This window comes from Dickeya aquatica (genome assembly GCF_900095885.1).
Taxonomy (GTDB): domain Bacteria; phylum Pseudomonadota; class Gammaproteobacteria; order Enterobacterales; family Enterobacteriaceae; genus Dickeya; species Dickeya aquatica.
The window spans coordinates 763,678-782,012 of record NZ_LT615367.1; the positions used below are offsets into that span (position 1 = coordinate 763,678).

General features: G+C 47.3%; 13 protein-coding genes. 8 read left to right on the forward strand and 5 right to left on the reverse strand.

All coding sequences use genetic code 11. The features are described 5' to 3' along the window. Positions 1–25 precede the first annotated feature (25 nt). Positions 26–1,624 (forward strand): hypothetical protein, encoded by a 1,599-nt coding sequence (locus tag DAQ1742_RS03495; protein ID WP_145916152.1) that lies wholly within the window; start codon positions 26–28, stop codon positions 1,622–1,624. A gap of 178 nt (positions 1,625–1,802) precedes the next feature. Here DAQ1742_RS03495 and DAQ1742_RS03500 read toward each other — a convergent pair whose 3' ends face one another. Together DAQ1742_RS03500 and DAQ1742_RS03505 are read right to left on the reverse strand one after the other, a co-directional pair. Next, complete coding sequence (locus DAQ1742_RS03500) at positions 1,803–2,552, reverse strand: galactosyltransferase-related protein (protein ID WP_067486587.1); 750 nt, start codon at positions 2,550–2,552, stop codon at positions 1,803–1,805. Positions 2,553–2,556: 4 nt separating this feature from the next. Then, positions 2,557–4,434: a polysaccharide biosynthesis protein gene (locus DAQ1742_RS03505; RefSeq protein ID WP_035339905.1), complete on the reverse strand. Its 1,878-nt coding sequence runs from the start codon at positions 4,432–4,434 to the stop codon at positions 2,557–2,559. Positions 4,435–4,587: 153 nt separating this feature from the next. Here DAQ1742_RS03505 and DAQ1742_RS03510 point away from each other — a divergent pair, with 153 nt between their 5' ends. From DAQ1742_RS03510 to DAQ1742_RS03530, 5 genes are all read left to right on the forward strand, one after another. Continuing rightward, the gene (locus DAQ1742_RS03510) at positions 4,588–5,550 is read left to right on the forward strand and encodes a UDP-glucose 4-epimerase family protein (protein ID WP_180706229.1); all 963 of its coding nucleotides are present in this window, start codon (positions 4,588–4,590) and stop codon (positions 5,548–5,550) included. 54 nt (positions 5,551–5,604) lie between these two features. Beyond that, the gene (locus DAQ1742_RS03515) at positions 5,605–6,153 is read left to right on the forward strand and encodes a sugar transferase (RefSeq protein ID WP_035339910.1); all 549 of its coding nucleotides are present in this window, start codon (positions 5,605–5,607) and stop codon (positions 6,151–6,153) included. Positions 6,154–6,467: 314 nt separating this feature from the next. Beyond that, positions 6,468–7,391, forward strand: coding sequence for a kdo(2)-lipid IV(A) palmitoleoyltransferase (gene lpxP, locus DAQ1742_RS03520; protein ID WP_456298324.1), 924 nt, complete (start codon positions 6,468–6,470; stop codon positions 7,389–7,391). Between the two features lie 856 nt (positions 7,392–8,247). After that, on the forward strand, positions 8,248–9,615 hold the full coding sequence (locus DAQ1742_RS03525) for an NCS2 family permease (protein WP_035339914.1): 1,368 nt from the start codon (positions 8,248–8,250) through the stop codon (positions 9,613–9,615). Between the two features lie 210 nt (positions 9,616–9,825). Then, positions 9,826–11,472 (forward strand): Na+/H+ antiporter, encoded by a 1,647-nt coding sequence (locus tag DAQ1742_RS03530; RefSeq protein ID WP_035339916.1) that lies wholly within the window; start codon positions 9,826–9,828, stop codon positions 11,470–11,472. Between the two features lie 63 nt (positions 11,473–11,535). On the opposite strand, the gene actP is transcribed toward DAQ1742_RS03530, so the two are convergent. From actP to acs, 3 genes are all read right to left on the reverse strand, one after another. Beyond that, complete coding sequence (gene actP / locus DAQ1742_RS03535) at positions 11,536–13,194, reverse strand: cation/acetate symporter ActP (RefSeq protein WP_035339918.1); 1,659 nt, start codon at positions 13,192–13,194, stop codon at positions 11,536–11,538. Then, positions 13,191–13,502, reverse strand: a complete 312-nt coding sequence (locus DAQ1742_RS03540; RefSeq protein ID WP_035339921.1) for a DUF485 domain-containing protein — start codon at positions 13,500–13,502, stop codon at positions 13,191–13,193. Before DAQ1742_RS03540 ends, actP begins: the two co-directional genes overlap by 4 nt. Before the next feature lie 120 nt (positions 13,503–13,622). Then, positions 13,623–15,584 (reverse strand): acetate--CoA ligase, encoded by a 1,962-nt coding sequence (gene acs, locus DAQ1742_RS03545; RefSeq protein WP_035339923.1) that lies wholly within the window; start codon positions 15,582–15,584, stop codon positions 13,623–13,625. Positions 15,585–16,328: 744 nt separating this feature from the next. Here acs and DAQ1742_RS03550 point away from each other — a divergent pair. Beyond that, positions 16,329–16,721, forward strand: a complete 393-nt coding sequence (locus tag DAQ1742_RS03550; protein WP_035339925.1) for a hypothetical protein — start codon at positions 16,329–16,331, stop codon at positions 16,719–16,721. A 588-nt stretch (positions 16,722–17,309) separates the two neighbouring features. After that, on the forward strand, positions 17,310–18,320 hold the full coding sequence (locus DAQ1742_RS03555; RefSeq protein WP_067486590.1) for an AI-2E family transporter: 1,011 nt from the start codon (positions 17,310–17,312) through the stop codon (positions 18,318–18,320). The last annotated feature ends 15 nt before the right edge of the window (positions 18,321–18,335 follow it).

Here is an 18,335-nt window from a genome sequence, read left to right on the forward strand (position 1 = left end):
ATTTAGATTAAAAAATGGTTATGTCATGAAAAATCTATATGGTGGTATTTTGCTGTCTAAAGATAGATTCATATGGTTAGCTGTGCTAATAATATTTTCTTTCAGATTTATTATCAGCTCTACAACGGAAATTGTTGGAGGGCAATATGATACTGATGCACTTGCCTATTTAGTTAATGCTGGTTACTGGGGGCATTCACAGGATCCAATCCGCCCACCATTCTTCCCTTTATTAGGGTGGCTGGTGATGAAAAGTGGTATACCATTTCGCTTGTTTCTTGAAGTCGCTTTTATTGCATCAACAACTTGGCTTGCTTCTTTATTGAGGAAAGAATTTGGTCGGCTTCTGGCAATTGCAGTGTCAGTGGTTGTTATACTCAACCCATATACTATTAGGAGCTTTACTGAGGCACAAAGAGAACCTGTCTTATTAATATTGTATATTGTCGGGTTCAGTATTGTTCTGAATATACTGCAACATATTAAGCAGGGTAAGGTACCCTATCTTTTGGGGGCTGCTTTTTCTTTTAATTTGGCATTTATTATTTTAACGAGGGAAGGTGAAGAAGTTTTTTCTGTTGTCCTTATCGCTTCACTGGCACTCTCTATCTTGTTTTTTTATCGGAAAGTTCAAAAGAAGAAGCTTATATATCTTCTCGTGATAGCATTATTGCCTATTTTTATTTTACTGAAAATTGTATCGTCCTTGAATTATAGTTTTTTTGGTGTTGATGGTTATAGAGGCCTTTTTTCTTATGAGGTTAAACTGCTAAATCAGCTTAATCGTATAAAATCTGACGATGCTCTGAGGTATGCGCCTATAACAACGAATACTTTTAGACTTGCCCTTGAGAAAAGTCCTGCATTTGCAGAGTTTGCTTCTGACATAACACGACGAGATGGTTACTATGAGCTGCTTCGAGAACACTCATCGTCTTTTGTCGGTAAGAGAGAAATAGACCCAACACGGACTATTTGGGCGATAAATAATGCATTAGATAGTAAGTATGCTCAAGATGGACATATTAAGGCTCTAAAATTAAGCGCAGCTACTCAGGAGCTCGATAAGTTACTGAATGAAGGTGCTCTCCCTTCCTATACGCTAGCTGTTCCTTACCCTTTTGACCCTAATTTAAATCATTGGATTGGTGATATCATATCCTCTTCATTTTATTTATTAAAAGATACGGTTTTTTTAACTGGTGATTTTTCCGGTTTAGGTGCTCGCAGCGATTTTGATCCCGAAAACTTTAATAATGCATATAATCGTCGGCCTTCGATTGTACCAAAGCAATTTGATGGGCGGATGCATAAAATAAGAGAATTTATTGTTTCTCATTATGAAAATATACTTATCTTGGTCTGTTTTTTGGTTTTGCTTTTGCCTTCAAGAAAAATGAGCATCACTGGCTTGGTCTGGATGGGGATTATCTCAGCTTGTTTACTTGCTCGTACATTAGTCACCTCTATTCTTTTTACGAGTGTTGCTCCTGTCAGCCGGTATATGGTATTTTCAGCGCCTTTGTTTTCGATCTGGTTCGTTATATTCCTTTTCTTTTTGAAATCAAAATTTTTATCTTTTAAGAAAGTTGCGGAAAATACGTCTCCAGGTGATAACGCATAAGTCACATTGGGAATGATTGCAGTTTTAACGTAAACGCCATCCTGATTTTTTGGATGGCGTTTTTTTATTATGAAGTCTGTTTTTTGTTAATCTATTATTGTTGCGAGGATGTATGTTCCTGTGAATAGGATAATAGGTTTTAAATATCTGCATGCTTATTTGATGAAGGCGATTTTTATCAAAAATTGAAGTGATATCTCAAATAACTTCTTAGATACCAACAGAAATGACGTGATAGTATTTTTCTGTTGTTATAGGCACCAAGATGGGTTGCTTTTATATTGGGATAGTAGGTAATGCTTATATTCTCTTTATGGGCTCTTCTGCAAATATCTACGTCTTCAAAGTACATAAAGAATTTTTCGTTGAAACCGTTTAGCTTCCTATAGATTTCTGACCGAAAAAGCAAAAATGAACCTGCCGCCCAGTCAATGGGAATCGGCTTTTCAATGCTGGCTTTGTCATATATGTCCGGGCGGGTGCTTTTGAAAAGCGCTATCCAGGGGGTGAGTAATGATGGGAATTTTTTTATTGAGTACTCCAGCTGTGTTTTTTCACTATCTTTAAATAGGTTGATCGTACATATCGCTGGTTTTTCTTTTTTTACTATTTCATAGAGACTTTCTAAATCATTTTTTTCAATGATTACGTCAGGGTTTAGTACAAGGAAGAAATCCGAGTCGGATATTTTTAATTGATGATAGCAATGATTGTAAACGAAGTTGTTATTTTGAGCGAAACCTAACCCATAGCTTTCATTAAGCAATATAATAGCTGACTTCTTTGCATGCTCAATCAGTTCTGGCGTGGCTGGCGTATTACATTTTAGTATAACGCTAAAATCTTCCGACAGCTTAGACAGGACATTACTTTTTATAATTAGCTCGTCACTGTTATGATTAACAACAGAGATGAAAATTTTATTCAAAATATCAAGCCTTCTTACTTAGAGTTGGGGTGTATCCTGTCGGAGCCGTTAGTAAAATGCTTTTGATGGATTCAACATCAAAATCATGGCAGCATTTATCGAGTCTTTCTAATAATAGCTGCATATCTTGCCAGCTTAGTTTTTCTTCTTGTGCCGTCATGATTTTAGGATGATCGGTTCCTTCAACATTTTCACCGATCAACAGTTCTTCATATAGTTTTTCGCCAGGACGCAATCCGGTAAATTTGATAGCGATATCTCCTTCATCGCTGTATCCCTCAATATATTCTTTCATTCCCATGAGATTGATCATTCGGCGCGCCAGGTCGAGAATTTTGACCGGTTCCCCCATATCCAGTACAAACACTTGACCATTCATACCCATAGCGCCTGCCTGTATCACAAGCTGTGCAGCTTCAGGGATTAACATGAAATAACGAATAATATCAGGATGGGTTACGGTAACCGGCCCGCCCTGGCGAATCTGTTTTTTAAACAATGGTACAACAGATCCTGATGAGCCCAGCACATTGCCAAAACGAACCATGGTAAATATGGTCTGGTTTTGACGTTCTGCCAGTGCTTGCAGAATGAGCTCTGCCATGCGTTTGCTGGTTCCCATGATGTTGGTTGGGCGAACCGCTTTATCTGTTGAGATCAGAGTGAAGTTGGCCACACCTTCGGCAATGGCGGCTTCTGCACAGGCAAGCGTACCAAAAACGTTATTGCGAATGCCTTCAATCACATTCTCTTCAACCAGGGGCACATGTTTATAGGCGGCAGCGTGGTAAATCGTCTCGACCTGATTGGCTTTGATGAGCTTTTGTACCCGGTTCTGTTTTTGTACGGAGCCGAGCGCGGTAACAATTTTTGTTTCCAGTTTCAGCCGTTTTTTAATGCTTTGTAATTCTTGATCAATGGTGTAGAGGTTGTACTCATTTAATTCAAATAGCACTAAAACCCGAGGGCGTTGTGTCAGAATTTGCCGGCATAATTCTGAGCCGATCGAGCCGCCAGCCCCCGTCACCATGACAGATTTGCCCGTAATATTTTTAGCCATCAGTTGCCTGTCGGCATCAACGGCTTCACGCCCCAGCAAGTCCGCTACATCCAGATCGCGTATTTCGGTCGCAATGGCTTTACCCGCGGCAATATCCTCAACAGAGGGAACCGATTGCACTTCTATCGGCCAATGTGACAATCTTTCCAGTAACCGCAAACGCTGACCTTTCTTAATATTATTAATCGCCAATAACAATTTTACGGGTTGATAGAGTGGTTTTAATTTTTCAAACTCGCTGCTGCTATGAACCCGGATACCACAAATGATTTGGCCGACTTTCTTTTCATCATCATCGAAAATGACGACCGGATGATATTCATCTCCCTGAATAAGGGCGTAAAGCAAGTCTCTGCCTGTAGACCCCGCACCGTAGATAAAAACGTTTGGTTTCTGGCGTTTATAATAGTGATAATAAAACGTGCGGATGAGAACGCGTGGGCTACCCAGAGCCAGTGTTGCCAGACCGGCGTAAATAAAAGGTACGCTACGTGGCACGAATGATTGAAAAAAGAAACTGCTTAATGTCAGGCTGATGGCCGAGAGAATCACTGACAAAAAAACGTACCCCATCGCGGGTAGCATCATGTAACGCAATACGGCCCGATACATGCCGCAGCGAATGAAAACCAGAATAGTGATAGAAAGTGTGACCGCAAGACTGGCGATTTCCGCGTATCCGACGGGAAAAGTGACGGTGCCCAGACGCACAGCCACAGCCAGATAGAGAGAGATAATGATGGCGATAACGTCATACAGTACCGTCACGATGCGCTTTTGGGCGCGCTCAGCGTTAAGCAAAAGCGGAATAAATTTTAACATCAAGGGCCTGAATGTTTGGATGCGACAGTAAAGTGGTATTAATCGGGTATTTTAGTGGTCTGTTAATGTCTTGACCAGTCGTGCGATGCTGAATTTTGGTTAAAGATCTTGTGACGGTCATCATGTCTGTGTGCTTTTAATCAGGTAATCATCTTGAAGATATTCGTAACAGGTAGCAGTGGTTTTGTCGGCACACGAGTGGTGAAACTGGCGCAACAGCAGGGCATAACCTGTCTGGAGCAGCGCAGTTTACGTGGGGAAGATATTGATAATAGCTCAGTTTTTCGCGCTGACCTGACGGAGTCAACTGACTGGATGCCCGCATTACGCGATGTTGATGTGATTGTGCATTGTGCTGCCAGGGTTCATCAGATGAGTGACAAACAGGGCGCGTTGGCGCTTTATCGGCAGACGAATGTCGCCGGCACGTTGCGATTAGCCAGACAAGCGAGTGAAGCCGGAGTCAAACGCTTTATTTTTATCAGCTCAGTCAAAGTAAATGGTGAATCCACCCCCTTTGGCCAGCCTTTCCTTCCTGAGGTTATCATCCCCCCGGCCGATCCTTATGCATTAAGCAAGTTCGAAGCAGAACAAGGGTTACTGGCTTTATCGCGCGAAACCGGGCTTGAGGTGGTGATTATTCGTCCACCGTTAGTCTATGGGCCGGGGGTGAAGGCCAATTTTCAGGCCATGATGCGCTGGGTAATGAGGGGCGTGCCGCTGCCATTGGCGGCGGTAGATAACCGCCGTAGTCTGGTATTTGTCGATAATCTGGTCAGTTTGGTGTTGTTGTGTCTGGATAATCCGCAAGCGGTAGGTAAGGTGTGGATGGTTTCCGACGATCATGATGTCTCTACGGCGACATTATTGGCTGATATGGCTCGTGCGTTAGGGGTGAGAAATCGTAGTTGGCGGTGTCCGGTGTCCTTGCTGAGATGTGCGGCGACGATAGTGGGTAAAGGTGCGATGGTGGAACGTTTAGTCGGGTCACTACAAGTCGATGTCTCTGATACCCGGCAATGTCTTGGCTGGCAACCCGCTATCCCCTATCATCAGGCCATGTCAATTACCGCGCGAGCGCTTTTAGCGCAATCTGGTGATGCAAAAAAGCGATGATGCCAGGGGCAACCCTGCCCTTAAGACAGAATCTGAAAAAGTTGAGCGATAATTATGCTGCGTGTTTTTGATGTTGTGTTTGCCCTGATTGGGCTGCTGTGCCTGTGGCCTGTGATGGTAGTTATTTATGTGCTGGGACTATTTGATACCGGCTCCCCTGTGTTTATTCAACAGCGTGTAGGTAAACATCAGCGCCCGTTTCACCTTATCAAATTTCGCACTATGGCGGTGAAAACAGAATCGGTCGCGACACATCTGGCCAGCCGCAGTGCTATCACGCCGCTGGGCGCTTTTTTGCGCAAAACCAAATTAGATGAGCTGCCACAATTGATTAATGTTCTTAAGGGTGAGATGAGTCTGGTCGGGCCTCGCCCTTGCCTGTTCAACCAGCAGGAATTGATTACCGAGCGCCAGGATCGAGGTGTATTCGAGGTACTACCAGGGATTACAGGGCTGGCTCAGGTTAGTGGAATAGATATGTCTACGCCACAGAAGCTGGCGCAATGCGATCAACAGATGATCAAGACGATGAGCGTGACACACTATTTTACGTATCTGGTGCAAACCGTTATCGGCAAAGGGTCAGGAGATCGGGTTCGCTAATAACAACAAGCCCGTATTCTCCGGTGCATAATCGTCAGCAGAGCGATGATGAACGGCAGATAGAGCCCCTGGTTTAAACGTGTACATTAAAGCTTCAACTCTGTGGCAACATTTACACTCCGGCTCTCCTTTCCTGGGGCAATTTCGGGTAACCTGAAGGGTCTTGGTGGCAGGTTAAGTCTTTATCTTGTCTGCCACCATAAATCCTCTTTTTTCACATTAACTGTGTATTCCTCTGGGTTACCTGGATAACGGCGTTGTCGTGCATGGTTGGTTTGTAAAAACTGGCCGGCATCGTATTCAAGAAGACATTCATCATGACTCAACAAAGGTTCACTCGGGATTTGCTCCACCCCCGTTATTGGTTACTGTGGTGCGGCCTGGCCACATTATTCCTGTTGGTACAATTACCTTATCCACTGCTGATGCGTTTAGGCAGTTGCATGGGACGAGGCTCCCGTTATTTTCTCAAACGCCGTGTTGCCGTGGCTCGTCGCAATCTGGAACTTTGTTTCCCGGATATGCCGGTTGAAAAACGTGAGAGTATGCTGGAGGCGAATTTTGCATCTCTTGGCATGGCGCTGATGGAAACCGGCATGGCCTGGTTTTGGTCAGACAGGCGTGTACGGGCATGGTTTGATGTCTCCGGTTTTGAACATCTCCAGCATGCCAGTCGAGAACACCGTGGCGTCATGGTTATCGGCGTTCATTTTATGTCGCTGGAGCTCGGTGGCCGTGCTATGGGGCTTTGCCAGCCAATGATGGCGATGTATCGACGTCATAACAATAAGGTCATGGAGCTGGTGCAGACCTGGGGACGTTCGCGTTCGAATAAGGCGATGATTGACCGTAAGGATTTACGCGGCATGGTGCAGGCACTGAAAAGTGGTGAAGCCGTATGGTTTGCACCCGACCAGGATTACGGCCCGAAAGGTAGTGTGTTTGCGCCATTTTTTGCCGTTGAACAGGCGGCGACGACCTCGGGCACGTTTACCATTCATCGTTTGGCGAAGCCGGCGATTATTACGACGGTGCTGATTCGTAAACCGGGCTTTCGAGGCTACCACCTGGTTATTGAGCCTGAGTTGCAGGATTACCCCTGTGATGATCAACAACAGGCCGCACACTATATGAATCAGATTATCGAGCGGGAAATTCTGCGGGCACCAGAGCAGTATTTATGGCTGCATCGTCGTTTTAAGACCCGGCCTTGCGGTGAAGCATCGCTGTACTGCTAAATCTGCGGCACCTCGATGGTGCCGTTTATTGTGCTTCGTCGTAGGCGTGTGTCCTGCCGGTTGGGTGTTAGTCTCGGGTTTTATTGAGCACAAAAAAGCGGCCACCAGAGGTGGCCGCAATAAGAAGGAGAGATTGAGTGATGCTTAGCGAAACAGAGCGTATGGGTTAACACCGCGATAGGTTTTGCCCAACGCTTTTAATACTTGAGTGATTTGACGGACAATACTCATCAGCTTTACCCCACACACTTAATAGAATTAGTTGTTGAACATACCGAAATTAACGGTGAAGTTTTCAAACATAGCGATAACTTTTTTCAGAAATGTCATTGTCGTATTCCTCTCGTTGATTCATTATTTATGTGATGCTCTTCACGGTTTTAAAGATACACCGAGCTTAAAAAGGGGTCAACTTTTTTGTGAAGCTCATCACAAAAAAAGTTGAGCGCATCGTCTGCATATTCTGAACCTTCGTTTTATTTTCTTTGAGACTCAATATGTTGCCTGTTGTATTGCGTTCGGAGTGCATTTTACCTGCTTACCGCACGGGGTTCTGTTTCATCTGGCGTGACCTGTTGAAGCATCATACCGGCTGAGCCTGACTGGAATAGCAGTTGAAATGGTGCTCCAGAAGGCAGGATAATCTGCCGCCTTAATAGCAACTGACAGAGTTCAGCCTCTCTGTAACGCAATAGCTAATCGTTTGCGTACCGGGCAGGCGTGGGGAAGTGGCGGTCTATCTTGCATCTGATAAACCATCAGGTGTCTGCCCATTGACTCCACACAGGCCGGGCATATGCCCGATAACCTGATAACCATAATACGTGATAACAACGACAATTCAGGGGGATATACCATGTCTAATACCACTCGTCAGGCTGACGATGCGGCGCGCCCGACTGGCGCACTTGATGCTTTTTTTAAGATTACACAGCGTGGAAGCAGCGTTCGCCAGGAAGTGCTGGCGGGGCTGACAACATTTCTGGCTATGGTTTACTCGGTTATTGTTGTACCGGGGATGCTGGGTAAGGCGGGTTTCCCTCCTGCCGCGGTATTCGTTGCAACCTGTCTGGTGGCTGGATTTGGATCGTTGTTGATGGGCCTGTGGGCCAACTTGCCGATGGCGATTGGCTGCGCTATTTCTCTGACGGCTTTTACTGCTTTTAGTCTGGTGTTGGGGCAGCATATCAGCGTGCCGGTGGCCCTGGGCGCAATTTTTATGATGGGGGTGTTGTTTACCGTCATTTCCGCGACAGGTATCCGCTCCTGGATCCTGCGTAATCTGCCTACCGGTGTTGCGCATGGTGCAGGTATTGGTATTGGTTTATTTTTATTGATTATTGCGGCCAATGGCATTGGCCTGGTTATCAAAAACCCGATTGATGGTTTACCGGTTGCGTTAGGGCACTTCACGGCATTCCCGGTTGTGATGTCACTGATTGGGCTGGCGGCCACCATTGGTTTGGAAAAACGCCGCGTACCGGGCGGGATACTGATTGTGATTATCGCCATTTCAGTCATCGGCCTGATTTTTGATCCGAATGTGAAATATCAGGGGCTGTTCGCTTTACCGACCCTGAGTGATGCCAATGGTCAGTCGTTGATTTTTGCGCTGGATATTAAAGGCGCATTACAGCCTGTAGTTCTGCCGAGTGTGCTGGCTTTGGTTATGACTGCTGTATTTGACGCCACGGGCACGATCCGCGCGGTTGCCGGTCAGGCCAATCTGCTGGATAAAGACGGGCAGATAACCAACGGCGGGCGAGCACTGACGGCTGACTCTGTGAGCAGTATCTTTGCAAGCCTGGTCGGAACGTCACCGGCAGCGGTGTACATTGAGTCTGCGGCGGGTACGGCCGCTGGTGGTAAAACCGGGCTGACGGCTACGGTGGTCGGCGCGTTGTTCCTGCTGATTCTGTTTTTGTCACCGTTGTCTTACCTGGTTCCTGCCTATGCAACCGCTCCGGCACTGATGTATGTCGGTTTGCTGATGTTGAGTAATGTTTCCAAACTGGATTTTAACGACTTTGTTGATGCCATGTCTGGCCTGGTGTGTGCTGTATTTATCGTACTGACCTGTAACATTGTGACCGGCATTATGCTGGGTTTTGGTTCACTGGTGTTAGGACGTCTATTTAGCGGTGAATGGCGTAAGCTTAACGCTGGTACGGTTATCATTGCGGTTGCACTGGTGGTGTTCTATGCCGGCGGCTGGGCGCTGTAACGCGCTTTGTTAAGAACGACGCTCAAATTTATTAAGGGGAACTGCGGTTCCCCTTTTTTGTTTTTCTTTGCTGATTTTCTTGTTGTTTTCTGTTCATCACACAATATCTTGTTATTATTACCAAATATCACTCTATAGGTGGTGTGTGGCTGCATGGGATTATCGCAGTCTGGAAGCATTTCATGTAACGGGCAGGCAACCAGGGAACACATGGAAATATTTTTCACCATTCTTATTATGACGCTGGTGGTTTCACTTTCTGGTGTCGTCACCCGTATTTTACCTTTTCAAATACCGCTGCCACTGATGCAAATCGCACTGGGTGCGATGCTAGCCTGGCCTCAGTTCGGCTTACATGTTGATTTTAATCCTGAATTATTCATGGTGCTGTTTATCCCTCCGTTACTGTTTGCCGATGGCTGGAAAACCTCAACCCGTGAGTTTTTGCTGCATATGCGGGAAATTCTTGGGCTGGCGTTGGTATTGGTGGTGGTGACGGTGGTGGGTATTGGTTATCTGTTGCACTGGATGATCCCGGAAATGCCGTTGGTGGCTGCGTTCGCCCTGGCCGCAGTATTATCGCCCACCGATGCTGTCGCGCTGTCTGGCATCGTCGGTGAAGATCGCATTCCGAAAAAACTCATGGGGATTTTGCAAGGCGAAGCGCTGATGAATGATGCTTCTGCGCTGGTATCACTGAAATTTGCTGTCGCGATTGCGATGGGCACCATGGTGTTTAGTGTCGCGGGCGCTACGCTGGCGTTCTTGCAGGTGGCGCTTGGTGGTTTGCTGGCGGGTATTGGTGTGGCCTGGATTTACAGTAAATCGCTGGTTTTGCTGGGCCACCAAACGGACGATGATGCTGCAACGCAAATTGTTCTGCTGCTGTTATTACCTTTTGCTGCCTACCTTATTGCCGAACATTTCGGTGTATCAGGTATTTTGGCGGCAGTGGCATCGGGTATGACCATGAGCCGAACGCAATTGCTGCGTCAGGCACCACTCAATATGCGGCTTCGAGCCAATGGCGTGTGGAATATGCTGGAGTTTGTGTTCAACGGTATGGTGTTTCTGATGCTGGGGCTGCAATTACCCGGCGTGATTGAAGAGTCCATCGTGCAGGCTGAACTCGACCCGACTATCGAAACCTGGATGCTGTTTGCCGATATTTTGCTGATCTATTGTGCGCTGTTGCTGCTGCGTTTTGCTTGGTTGTGGTTAGTGAAACTCTATAGCCGAGCGGTTAATCACAAACATCCTATGTTATTTGCGCATTATTCGTCGCGCGAAATCTGGATAAGTACCTTTGCCGGCGTGCGAGGTGCGATTACGCTGGCGGGTGTGCTGTCGATTCCCCTTTACCTGAGCGAGGGGGAGCCGTTTCCATCACGCTATCAACTGGTGTTTATTGCCACCGGCGTGATTCTGTTTTCGCTGCTATGTGGTGTACTGGCGCTGCCGGTGTTGTTAAAAGGTGTCACGCTTACCGATCACAGCGTGCAGAAGAAAGAAGAACGTATTGCGCGGGTCACTATGGCTCAGGTGGCGATTGATAGCCTGAAAAAAATGCAGGAGCGACTGGCGGCAGACCGGGAGGAAAACCTTGACGATCAGGTTTTGGCCGAAGTCAGTGCGCGGGTTATCGGGATGTTGCATCGCCGGGTGGCGGGCACCGATGAGCTGGAAAACAGTATGGCAATTGAGAATCTGGAGCGGCGCTTTCGTCTGGCGGCGGTCAATGCCGAGCGTGCCGAGCTCTATCACCTGCGTGCGACCCAGCGTATCAGCAATGAAACCTTGCAAAAAATGTTGCGTGAACTGGATTTACTGGAAGCGGTATTAAGCGAGAAAGTGTGATGAAAAAGCCGGGGTGCCCCGGCTTTAAAAGAGAGGGCATAACCAGAGTTATGCCCTTGTTCGTTAGTGCGAGCCGCCTTTTGAAATGCCAAGGCCGGTTTGTGAGCGAATAAACTGCGCTTTAAACTTATTGCGCTCTTCAACGGCATTAGCCGAGTTATCGGTAATCGAGAAGAACCAGATACCGATGAAGGCGACCAGCATCGAGAATAACGCCGGGTATTCATAGGGGTAGATAGGGGTGGCATTACCCAGAATTTTCACCCAGATAGTTGGCCCCAAAATCATTAATATCACTGCTGTCAGCAGCCCAGCCCAACCACCGATCATCGCTCCACGGGTCGTCAGTTTAGACCAGTACATCGACAACAAAATAATCGGGAAGTTACAGCTGGCGGCAATAGAGAAGGCCAGTCCCACCATGAAGGCAATGTTCTGATTTTCGAACAAAATCCCCAGCAGGATAGCGACCACACCCAGTGCCAGTACGGTCATTTTTGACACTCTCAGTTCGTCGCGCTCGGTCGCTTGCCCCTTCTTGATAACGTTTGAGTACAAGTCATGTGATACCGCAGAAGCGCCTGCCAGCGTTAATCCTGCCACAACGGCCAGAATCGTGGCGAAAGCGACAGCGGAGATAAAGCCCAGGAAGAAGTTACCGCCGACAGCATTAGCAAGGTGAATCGCTGCCATGTTGTTACCACCGATAAGCGCTCCGGCGGCATCTTTGAATGCCGGGTTAGCGCTGACCAACAGGATGGCACCAAAGCCGATGATGAAGGTCAGGAAGTAGAAATATCCCATGAAGCCTGTGGCGAACAACACACTTTTCCGTGCCTCTTTGGCATCACTGACGGTGAAAAACCGCATCAAAATATGAGGCAAGCCAGCGGTACCGAACATCAGCCCTAACCCGAGTGACAGCGCAGAAATCGGATCAGAAACCAGACCGCCGGGTTTCATGATTGCGCTGCCCTTGGCATGGACTTTCATCGCTTCAGTAAATAAGGTATCAAAGCTGAAATTGGCCGTTTTTAATACCATCAGTGCCATGAACGTTGCGCCACACAGTAACAAGACCGCTTTGATTATCTGCACCCAGGTGGTCGCCAGCATGCCGCCAAACAAGACATACATCACCATCAAGATACCCACCAACACGACGGCGACATGGTAGTTCAGGCCAAACAGTAACTGGATCAGTTTGCCCGCACCGACCATCTGTGCAATCAGGTAGAGTGCGACCACCACCAGAGAACCACAGGCAGAGAGGGTTCGAATCGGTTTTTGCTGCAACCGGTAAGAGGCCACATCAGCAAAGGTATAACGCCCGAGGTTACGCAGCCGTTCGGCTATCAGGAACAAAATGATAGGCCAGCCGACCAGAAAGCCGAGCGAATAAATCAGGCCATCGAATCCTGAGGCGTAAACCAGAGCAGAGATACCGAGGAACGATGCCGCAGACATATAATCGCCCGCGATAGCCAGACCGTTTTGAAAACCGGTGATATTGCCGCCTGCCGTGTAGTAGTCACTGCGCGAGCGGGTACGTTTGGAAGCCCAGTAAGTGATGTAGAGTGTGGCGGCAACAAACAATACAAACAGTATAATTGCTTGCACGTTTAGCGGTTGTTTTTGTACGTTGCCGGAAACGGCATCTGCCGCCTGTGCTAATAGTGGCAGCCCCAGCAAACCTGTCAGCAGCAAAAGACGGCTTTTCATTTTTGCACCTCGTCGAGCAGTTCTTTGGTCAGGCGATCAAACTCATGATTAGCACGGTAGACATAAATTCCGGTTAACACGAAAGAGATGATAATAAGGCCAATGCCCAGTGGAATACCGCGGGTGGTGCCCGCGCCGGGTGAGATGGGAGTACCCAGCCAGCCGGGTGCAAATGCGATCAATAAAATAAAACCGATGTACAGCACCAGCATGATCAGTGAAAGAAATGCGGCAAAATGCTGCCGTTTCTGGACAAGCTCTTGAAACTTGGGGTTAGCCTCAATCCGTTGATAAATGAGATCATTCATCATAAATCTCCAGTCAGGTAGTACGTATCGTCCTGCCGGACGGCTGTTTTTCAGGTGCCATCACACACCGGATAACGTGGTGGCTCCGGTGCGGATGGCGCTGCTTTTATCGGATAACGATTAAGACGGTGTGTTGTCCATGGCTTGCTTTTCTTCCAGCAGTTTCTCTACGACGCCAGGATCGGCAAGCGTAGAGATATCCCCGAGATTGCTGGTATCTCCGGCGGCTATCTTGCGCAGAATACGACGCATGATTTTGCCGGAGCGGGTTTTCGGTAGTGCGTCGGTCCAGTGCAGGATATCCGGTGTCGCGATAGGGCCGATTTCTTTACGCACCCAATTTCGCACTTCGTTATACAGCTCACTGGTGGGCTCCTCACCGTGATTGAGGGTGATATAGGCGTAGATAGCCTGTCCTTTAAGACTGTGAGGGATCCCGACGACAGCTGCCTCGGCGATTTTGGGGTGTGAAACCAGAGCCGATTCTATTTCTGCTGTTCCCAGCCGATGGCCGGAAACGTTCAAGACATCATCAACGCGACCGGTTATCCAGTAGTAACCATCCTCATCACGGCGGGCACCGTCACCACTGAAGTACATGCCTTTGAAAGTAGAAAAATAGGTTTGTTCGAAGCGTTCATGATCGCCAAACAGTGTGCGGGCCTGACCGGGCCAGGAGTCAGTAATCACCAGATTACCTTCACAGGCTCCATCCTGCGGTGTGCCAAGGTTATCCACCAGCGCTGGCTGCACACCAAAAAATGGTAAGGTCGCCGAGCCGGGCTTGGCTTCAATCGCCCCAGGCAGCGGGGTTATCATGAATCCCCCGGTTTCTGTCTGCCACCAGGTATCAACGATAGGACAGCGGCTGTTGCCTATCTTCTGGAAGTACCACTCCCAGGCTTCCGGGTTGATAGGCTCACCTACTGACCCCATGATTTTCAGCGACAGGCGGGAGGTGCCTTCAATGGCTTTATCGCCATCCGCCATCAGGGCACGAATGGCGGTGGGTGCCGTGTAGAGGATGTTGACTTGATGCTTATCCACCACCTGTCCCATGCGACTGGCGGTTGGCCAATTCGGGACACCTTCAAACATCAGCGTAATGGCACCGCAGGCCAGTGGCCCGTATAACAGATAACTGTGCCCTGTAACCCAGCCGACATCCGCTGTACACCAGTACACATCGCCGGGATGGTAATCAAATACATATTTGAAGGTGGTGGCGGCATAAACCAGATATCCACCGGTGGTGTGCAGCACCCCTTTGGGCTTACCGGTTGAACCCGAGGTGTAGAGAATAAAGAGCGGATCTTCAGCATTCATTTCTTCTGGTGGACAGTCATCGGCTGCCTGTGCGACAACATCATGCCACCACAGGTCTCGGCCTTCCTGCCAGTTGCCCGGTTTCCCGGTACGCTGGAAGACGATCACATGATTGACGGTGGTAACGGCGGGATTACGCAATGCCTCATCAATATTCTTTTTCAGTGGTATCGTGCGGCCCGCGCGGATACCTTCATCGGCAGTGACGACCAGTTTGGCACTGGAATCGACAATGCGCCCGGCGATAGATTCAGGGGAAAAACCGCCGAAGATGACGGAATGCACCGCCCCGATACGGGCGCAGGCCAGCATGGCAACAGCGGCTTCCGGCACCATTGGCATATAAATAGCAACGACATCTCCCTTGCGAATGCCTTTTTCTTTCAGTGCATTAGAAAAACGACTTACGGCAAGGTGCAGTTCCCGATAGGTGACATGGCGACTTTCACGACTGTCATCTCCTTCCCAGATGAGCGCCGTTTGATCGCCCCGCGTATCGAGGTGCCTATCAAGGCAGTTGGCAGACACATTGAGTGTACCGTCTTCGAACCAGCGGATATTGATGTGACCTGGGTCAAAAGAGGTATTTTTGACCTGCTGATACGGTTTGATCCAGTCAACGATCTTGCCTTGTTCCCGCCAGAAAGCATCAGGATCCTGAACCGATTGCTGATACATTTGCTTATATTGTTCAGCGGTGATTAACGCATTTTCTGCAATAGTTTTGGGTATAGGGTGCTTATTATATTGGCTCATAGCGCTTCTCCTTAAACATTGTTAATATTATGTCAATCAAAGGTTAATAACAGCGAGCCGTTAACATTTGTTTCTTTTTTGCGCGACGGATCACGCATTGCTGAAAAGGGCTGAGGCATTTGCTTTCAAGAATAGTCTTATATTGGTCTGTGTGATGGCCTCATGAGGAGAAGTGGCCGCTTTATGCGAAGCAGTTCACATTTTCACCGGCAAGGGCGCAAGGCCGCTTTGTAAAGAAGATCGTTAATGAAAATGACTCTTTCATCGACATTAACTATCATTAGCCAGAAGTTGATCGCGTGATGTGATCAAAAGAGCCAAAGATCGGCCTTATTTGGACGATCAACTGCTGTTAAAAGCAGATATAGTGCTAACAGCCTCTAAAAGAACAGGGTAAAACGAGATTATTCGTTACTAAACTGTTTCGTCTGTAACCAAATTGTGACTAACCAATAGCCTGATTATTGTAATAGACGATTTCGATTTACGCTGAATCAAAGGGGCCGATATACTCTAATATAGAGTAAATAAATCTATATCTTTTAGACTGCATAATAACGATGGGAATTAAACGCCCTGTTGAGAGACTCTGTCCATATTGGTTGAATTATAATTATATCAACGGTTTAATTATTATGTTTGTCAGATAAATATCTGGCTGATTTTAAAGCTATCTTCAGATTTCCAGCAATATCGAGGATATCGTTGCGAGATAGATTTCACATAGCAAAAGGCAGAGGATATATGAGTCTGATATTTGGGCAGAATGAAATCATGAGTATGTTAAGCGCACCTGTTCATAATGACAGGCGAGCTATTGCCGTGATTGATGAGAAATGTAAGATCCTCTGCGCGAATTCCGCGTTTAACGCACATTTTGGTTTACGTAGCGGTACCAGCGTTCCCGCGTCTATCGATGATGTTCTGCCTGTTAATGTCCGGTTTGCCTATCAGGATTTTATGACCAACAGTGATTTGCTCAGTACACATGTTGCCTGGGATTTACTGTCGGATGGCTTTGCTAAAAAACCGTTGAGTACGCTGTCATTTTCCAAACTGAACGTGGAAGATAGGGTATTGTCACTGCTGATCCTCAATCAGGATGAGGGTGATTTTCCCACGAATATGGCATCGTGAGTCTGTAACGGATTTTATCCCCCTACAGTTGATGTTGTTTTTTGCTGCCTGCTGTGAGCTGTTACGGTTTAATGACCGCCTGCTAAATACCTGTCATCTGCTGTGATTTTGATATCGATACGTTTCGATAACGGCTATTGCCAATAAACCAACTCCCCCTCATATTTAACGACACTTTATCAATAAAAATGTCTCGTTTGGTGTATTTATATTTGTACTCATAACGTATGTGTTTTCCTCTATCCGCTGCACGGTGCAGAGGATAAAAGATTAATAACCATTAATTCAATAAGGTTAATAGGCAGCACTTTGATAACGGGTGTGGAGGACGCACGCGCTATTGCAGGTCAAGAGGGCGGTTTTGATGCTATAGCCGATTTTGCCTTAGGCATGTACTGCGCCATCCTGCCTGAGATCCTCAAACGTTGCTCAACACCGTGTGAATCTTGCTGGTATTTCGTGATTAAAATGCTAAGAATGTCGGTTGAAACATCATTTCATCGTCAGGGTGTTGATCTGTAGCGGTGTGATTTGGCATCTCGTTACGGCGGGAGGCTTCTGGCACAGTGGTACGAAACAGGATGTCATATGCAGTTGTTAAATTTGAAACAAGCCCGATTGCTCAGTTTTATCTTTATCATGGGAGGACTGCTGCTCTTGCTGGAGCTGCGTCTGCTTGCCTGCTTTATTGCGGGGTTTTTGGTGTATGAAATCATTAATGTGCTAACCCCCCATTTTCAGAAGGTGATCAGCGGGAAACGGGCCCGGTTGGTGGTGGTGGCGGTCATCAGCACGCTGGTTGTCAGCCTGTTGAGCGTGTTATTCGGTACGCTGGTCGGGTTGTTGATGCAGGAAATGAAAGATACCAGTGTTTTTAATGCCCGCATCGCTTTCATCCTCAACGATGTACAAAAACAGATAATGACCTATCTGCCGGGCTATCTGCCAGTGAGTGTGGAGGAGTTGCAGCATGAATTTGTGGTGTGGTTACAAAAACATGTCGAAATGCTCCAAAACATGGGGAAAGAGTTCTTGCACGGGTTTGTGACCATGTTAATTGGCATGATCCTGGGCGCTATCATCTCGCTCAATAACATTGAACCCTCGGTGAACAAACCGCTACTGAAAACAGAGCTGATGCACAGAGTGTCTCTGCTGTCGTCTTCGTTTCGTAATATCGTGTTTGCTCAGGTAAAAATCTCGCTGGTCAATACGGTACTGTCTGCTGTTTTCATTTTGGGGTTGTTGCCCGGGTTTGGGATCCATCTGCCTTTTTCCAAGACACTGGTGATACTGACGTTTGTTTTTGGACTGCTGCCGGTCATTGGTAATCTTATTTCCAATTCGATTGTGTTTATCGCCGCGCTGTCTATCTCGTTGCCGATTGCACTGCTGGCGCTTGCTTATCTGATGCTGATCCACAAGCTGGAGTATTTCCTCAACGCACAAATTGTGGGTAGCCGCATCAAGGCACACGCCTGGGAACTTCTGCTGGCGATGCTGGTGTTTGAAGCTGCTTTCGGCATTGCTGGTGTTATTGCCGCTCCGATCTATTACGCCTACCTGAAAAGTGAGTTGCGTGAAGCGGCACTGATTTAACGCTTTAAGCTATCT

What these genes read in the sequence shown, in the direction of transcription:
- DAQ1742_RS03530 (WP_035339916.1), top strand. Translation starts at nt 9,826, where the DNA reads ATGGAAATATTTTTCACCATTCTTATTATGACGCTGGTGGTTTCACTT.
- DAQ1742_RS03505 (WP_035339905.1), bottom strand. Translation starts at nt 4,434, where the DNA reads ATGTTAAAATTTATTCCGCTTTTGCTTAACGCTGAGCGCGCCCAAAAG.
- acs (WP_035339923.1), bottom strand. Translation starts at nt 15,584, where the DNA reads ATGAGCCAATATAATAAGCACCCTATACCCAAAACTATTGCAGAAAAT.
- DAQ1742_RS03555 (WP_067486590.1), top strand. Translation starts at nt 17,310, where the DNA reads ATGCAGTTGTTAAATTTGAAACAAGCCCGATTGCTCAGTTTTATCTTT.
- DAQ1742_RS03540 (WP_035339921.1), bottom strand. Translation starts at nt 13,502, where the DNA reads ATGAATGATCTCATTTATCAACGGATTGAGGCTAACCCCAAGTTTCAA.
- actP (WP_035339918.1), bottom strand. Translation starts at nt 13,194, where the DNA reads ATGAAAAGCCGTCTTTTGCTGCTGACAGGTTTGCTGGGGCTGCCACTA.
- DAQ1742_RS03525 (WP_035339914.1), top strand. Translation starts at nt 8,248, where the DNA reads ATGTCTAATACCACTCGTCAGGCTGACGATGCGGCGCGCCCGACTGGC.
- DAQ1742_RS03495 (WP_145916152.1), top strand. Translation starts at nt 26, where the DNA reads ATGAAAAATCTATATGGTGGTATTTTGCTGTCTAAAGATAGATTCATA.
- DAQ1742_RS03515 (WP_035339910.1), top strand. Translation starts at nt 5,605, where the DNA reads ATGCTGCGTGTTTTTGATGTTGTGTTTGCCCTGATTGGGCTGCTGTGC.
- DAQ1742_RS03550 (WP_035339925.1), top strand. Translation starts at nt 16,329, where the DNA reads ATGAGTCTGATATTTGGGCAGAATGAAATCATGAGTATGTTAAGCGCA.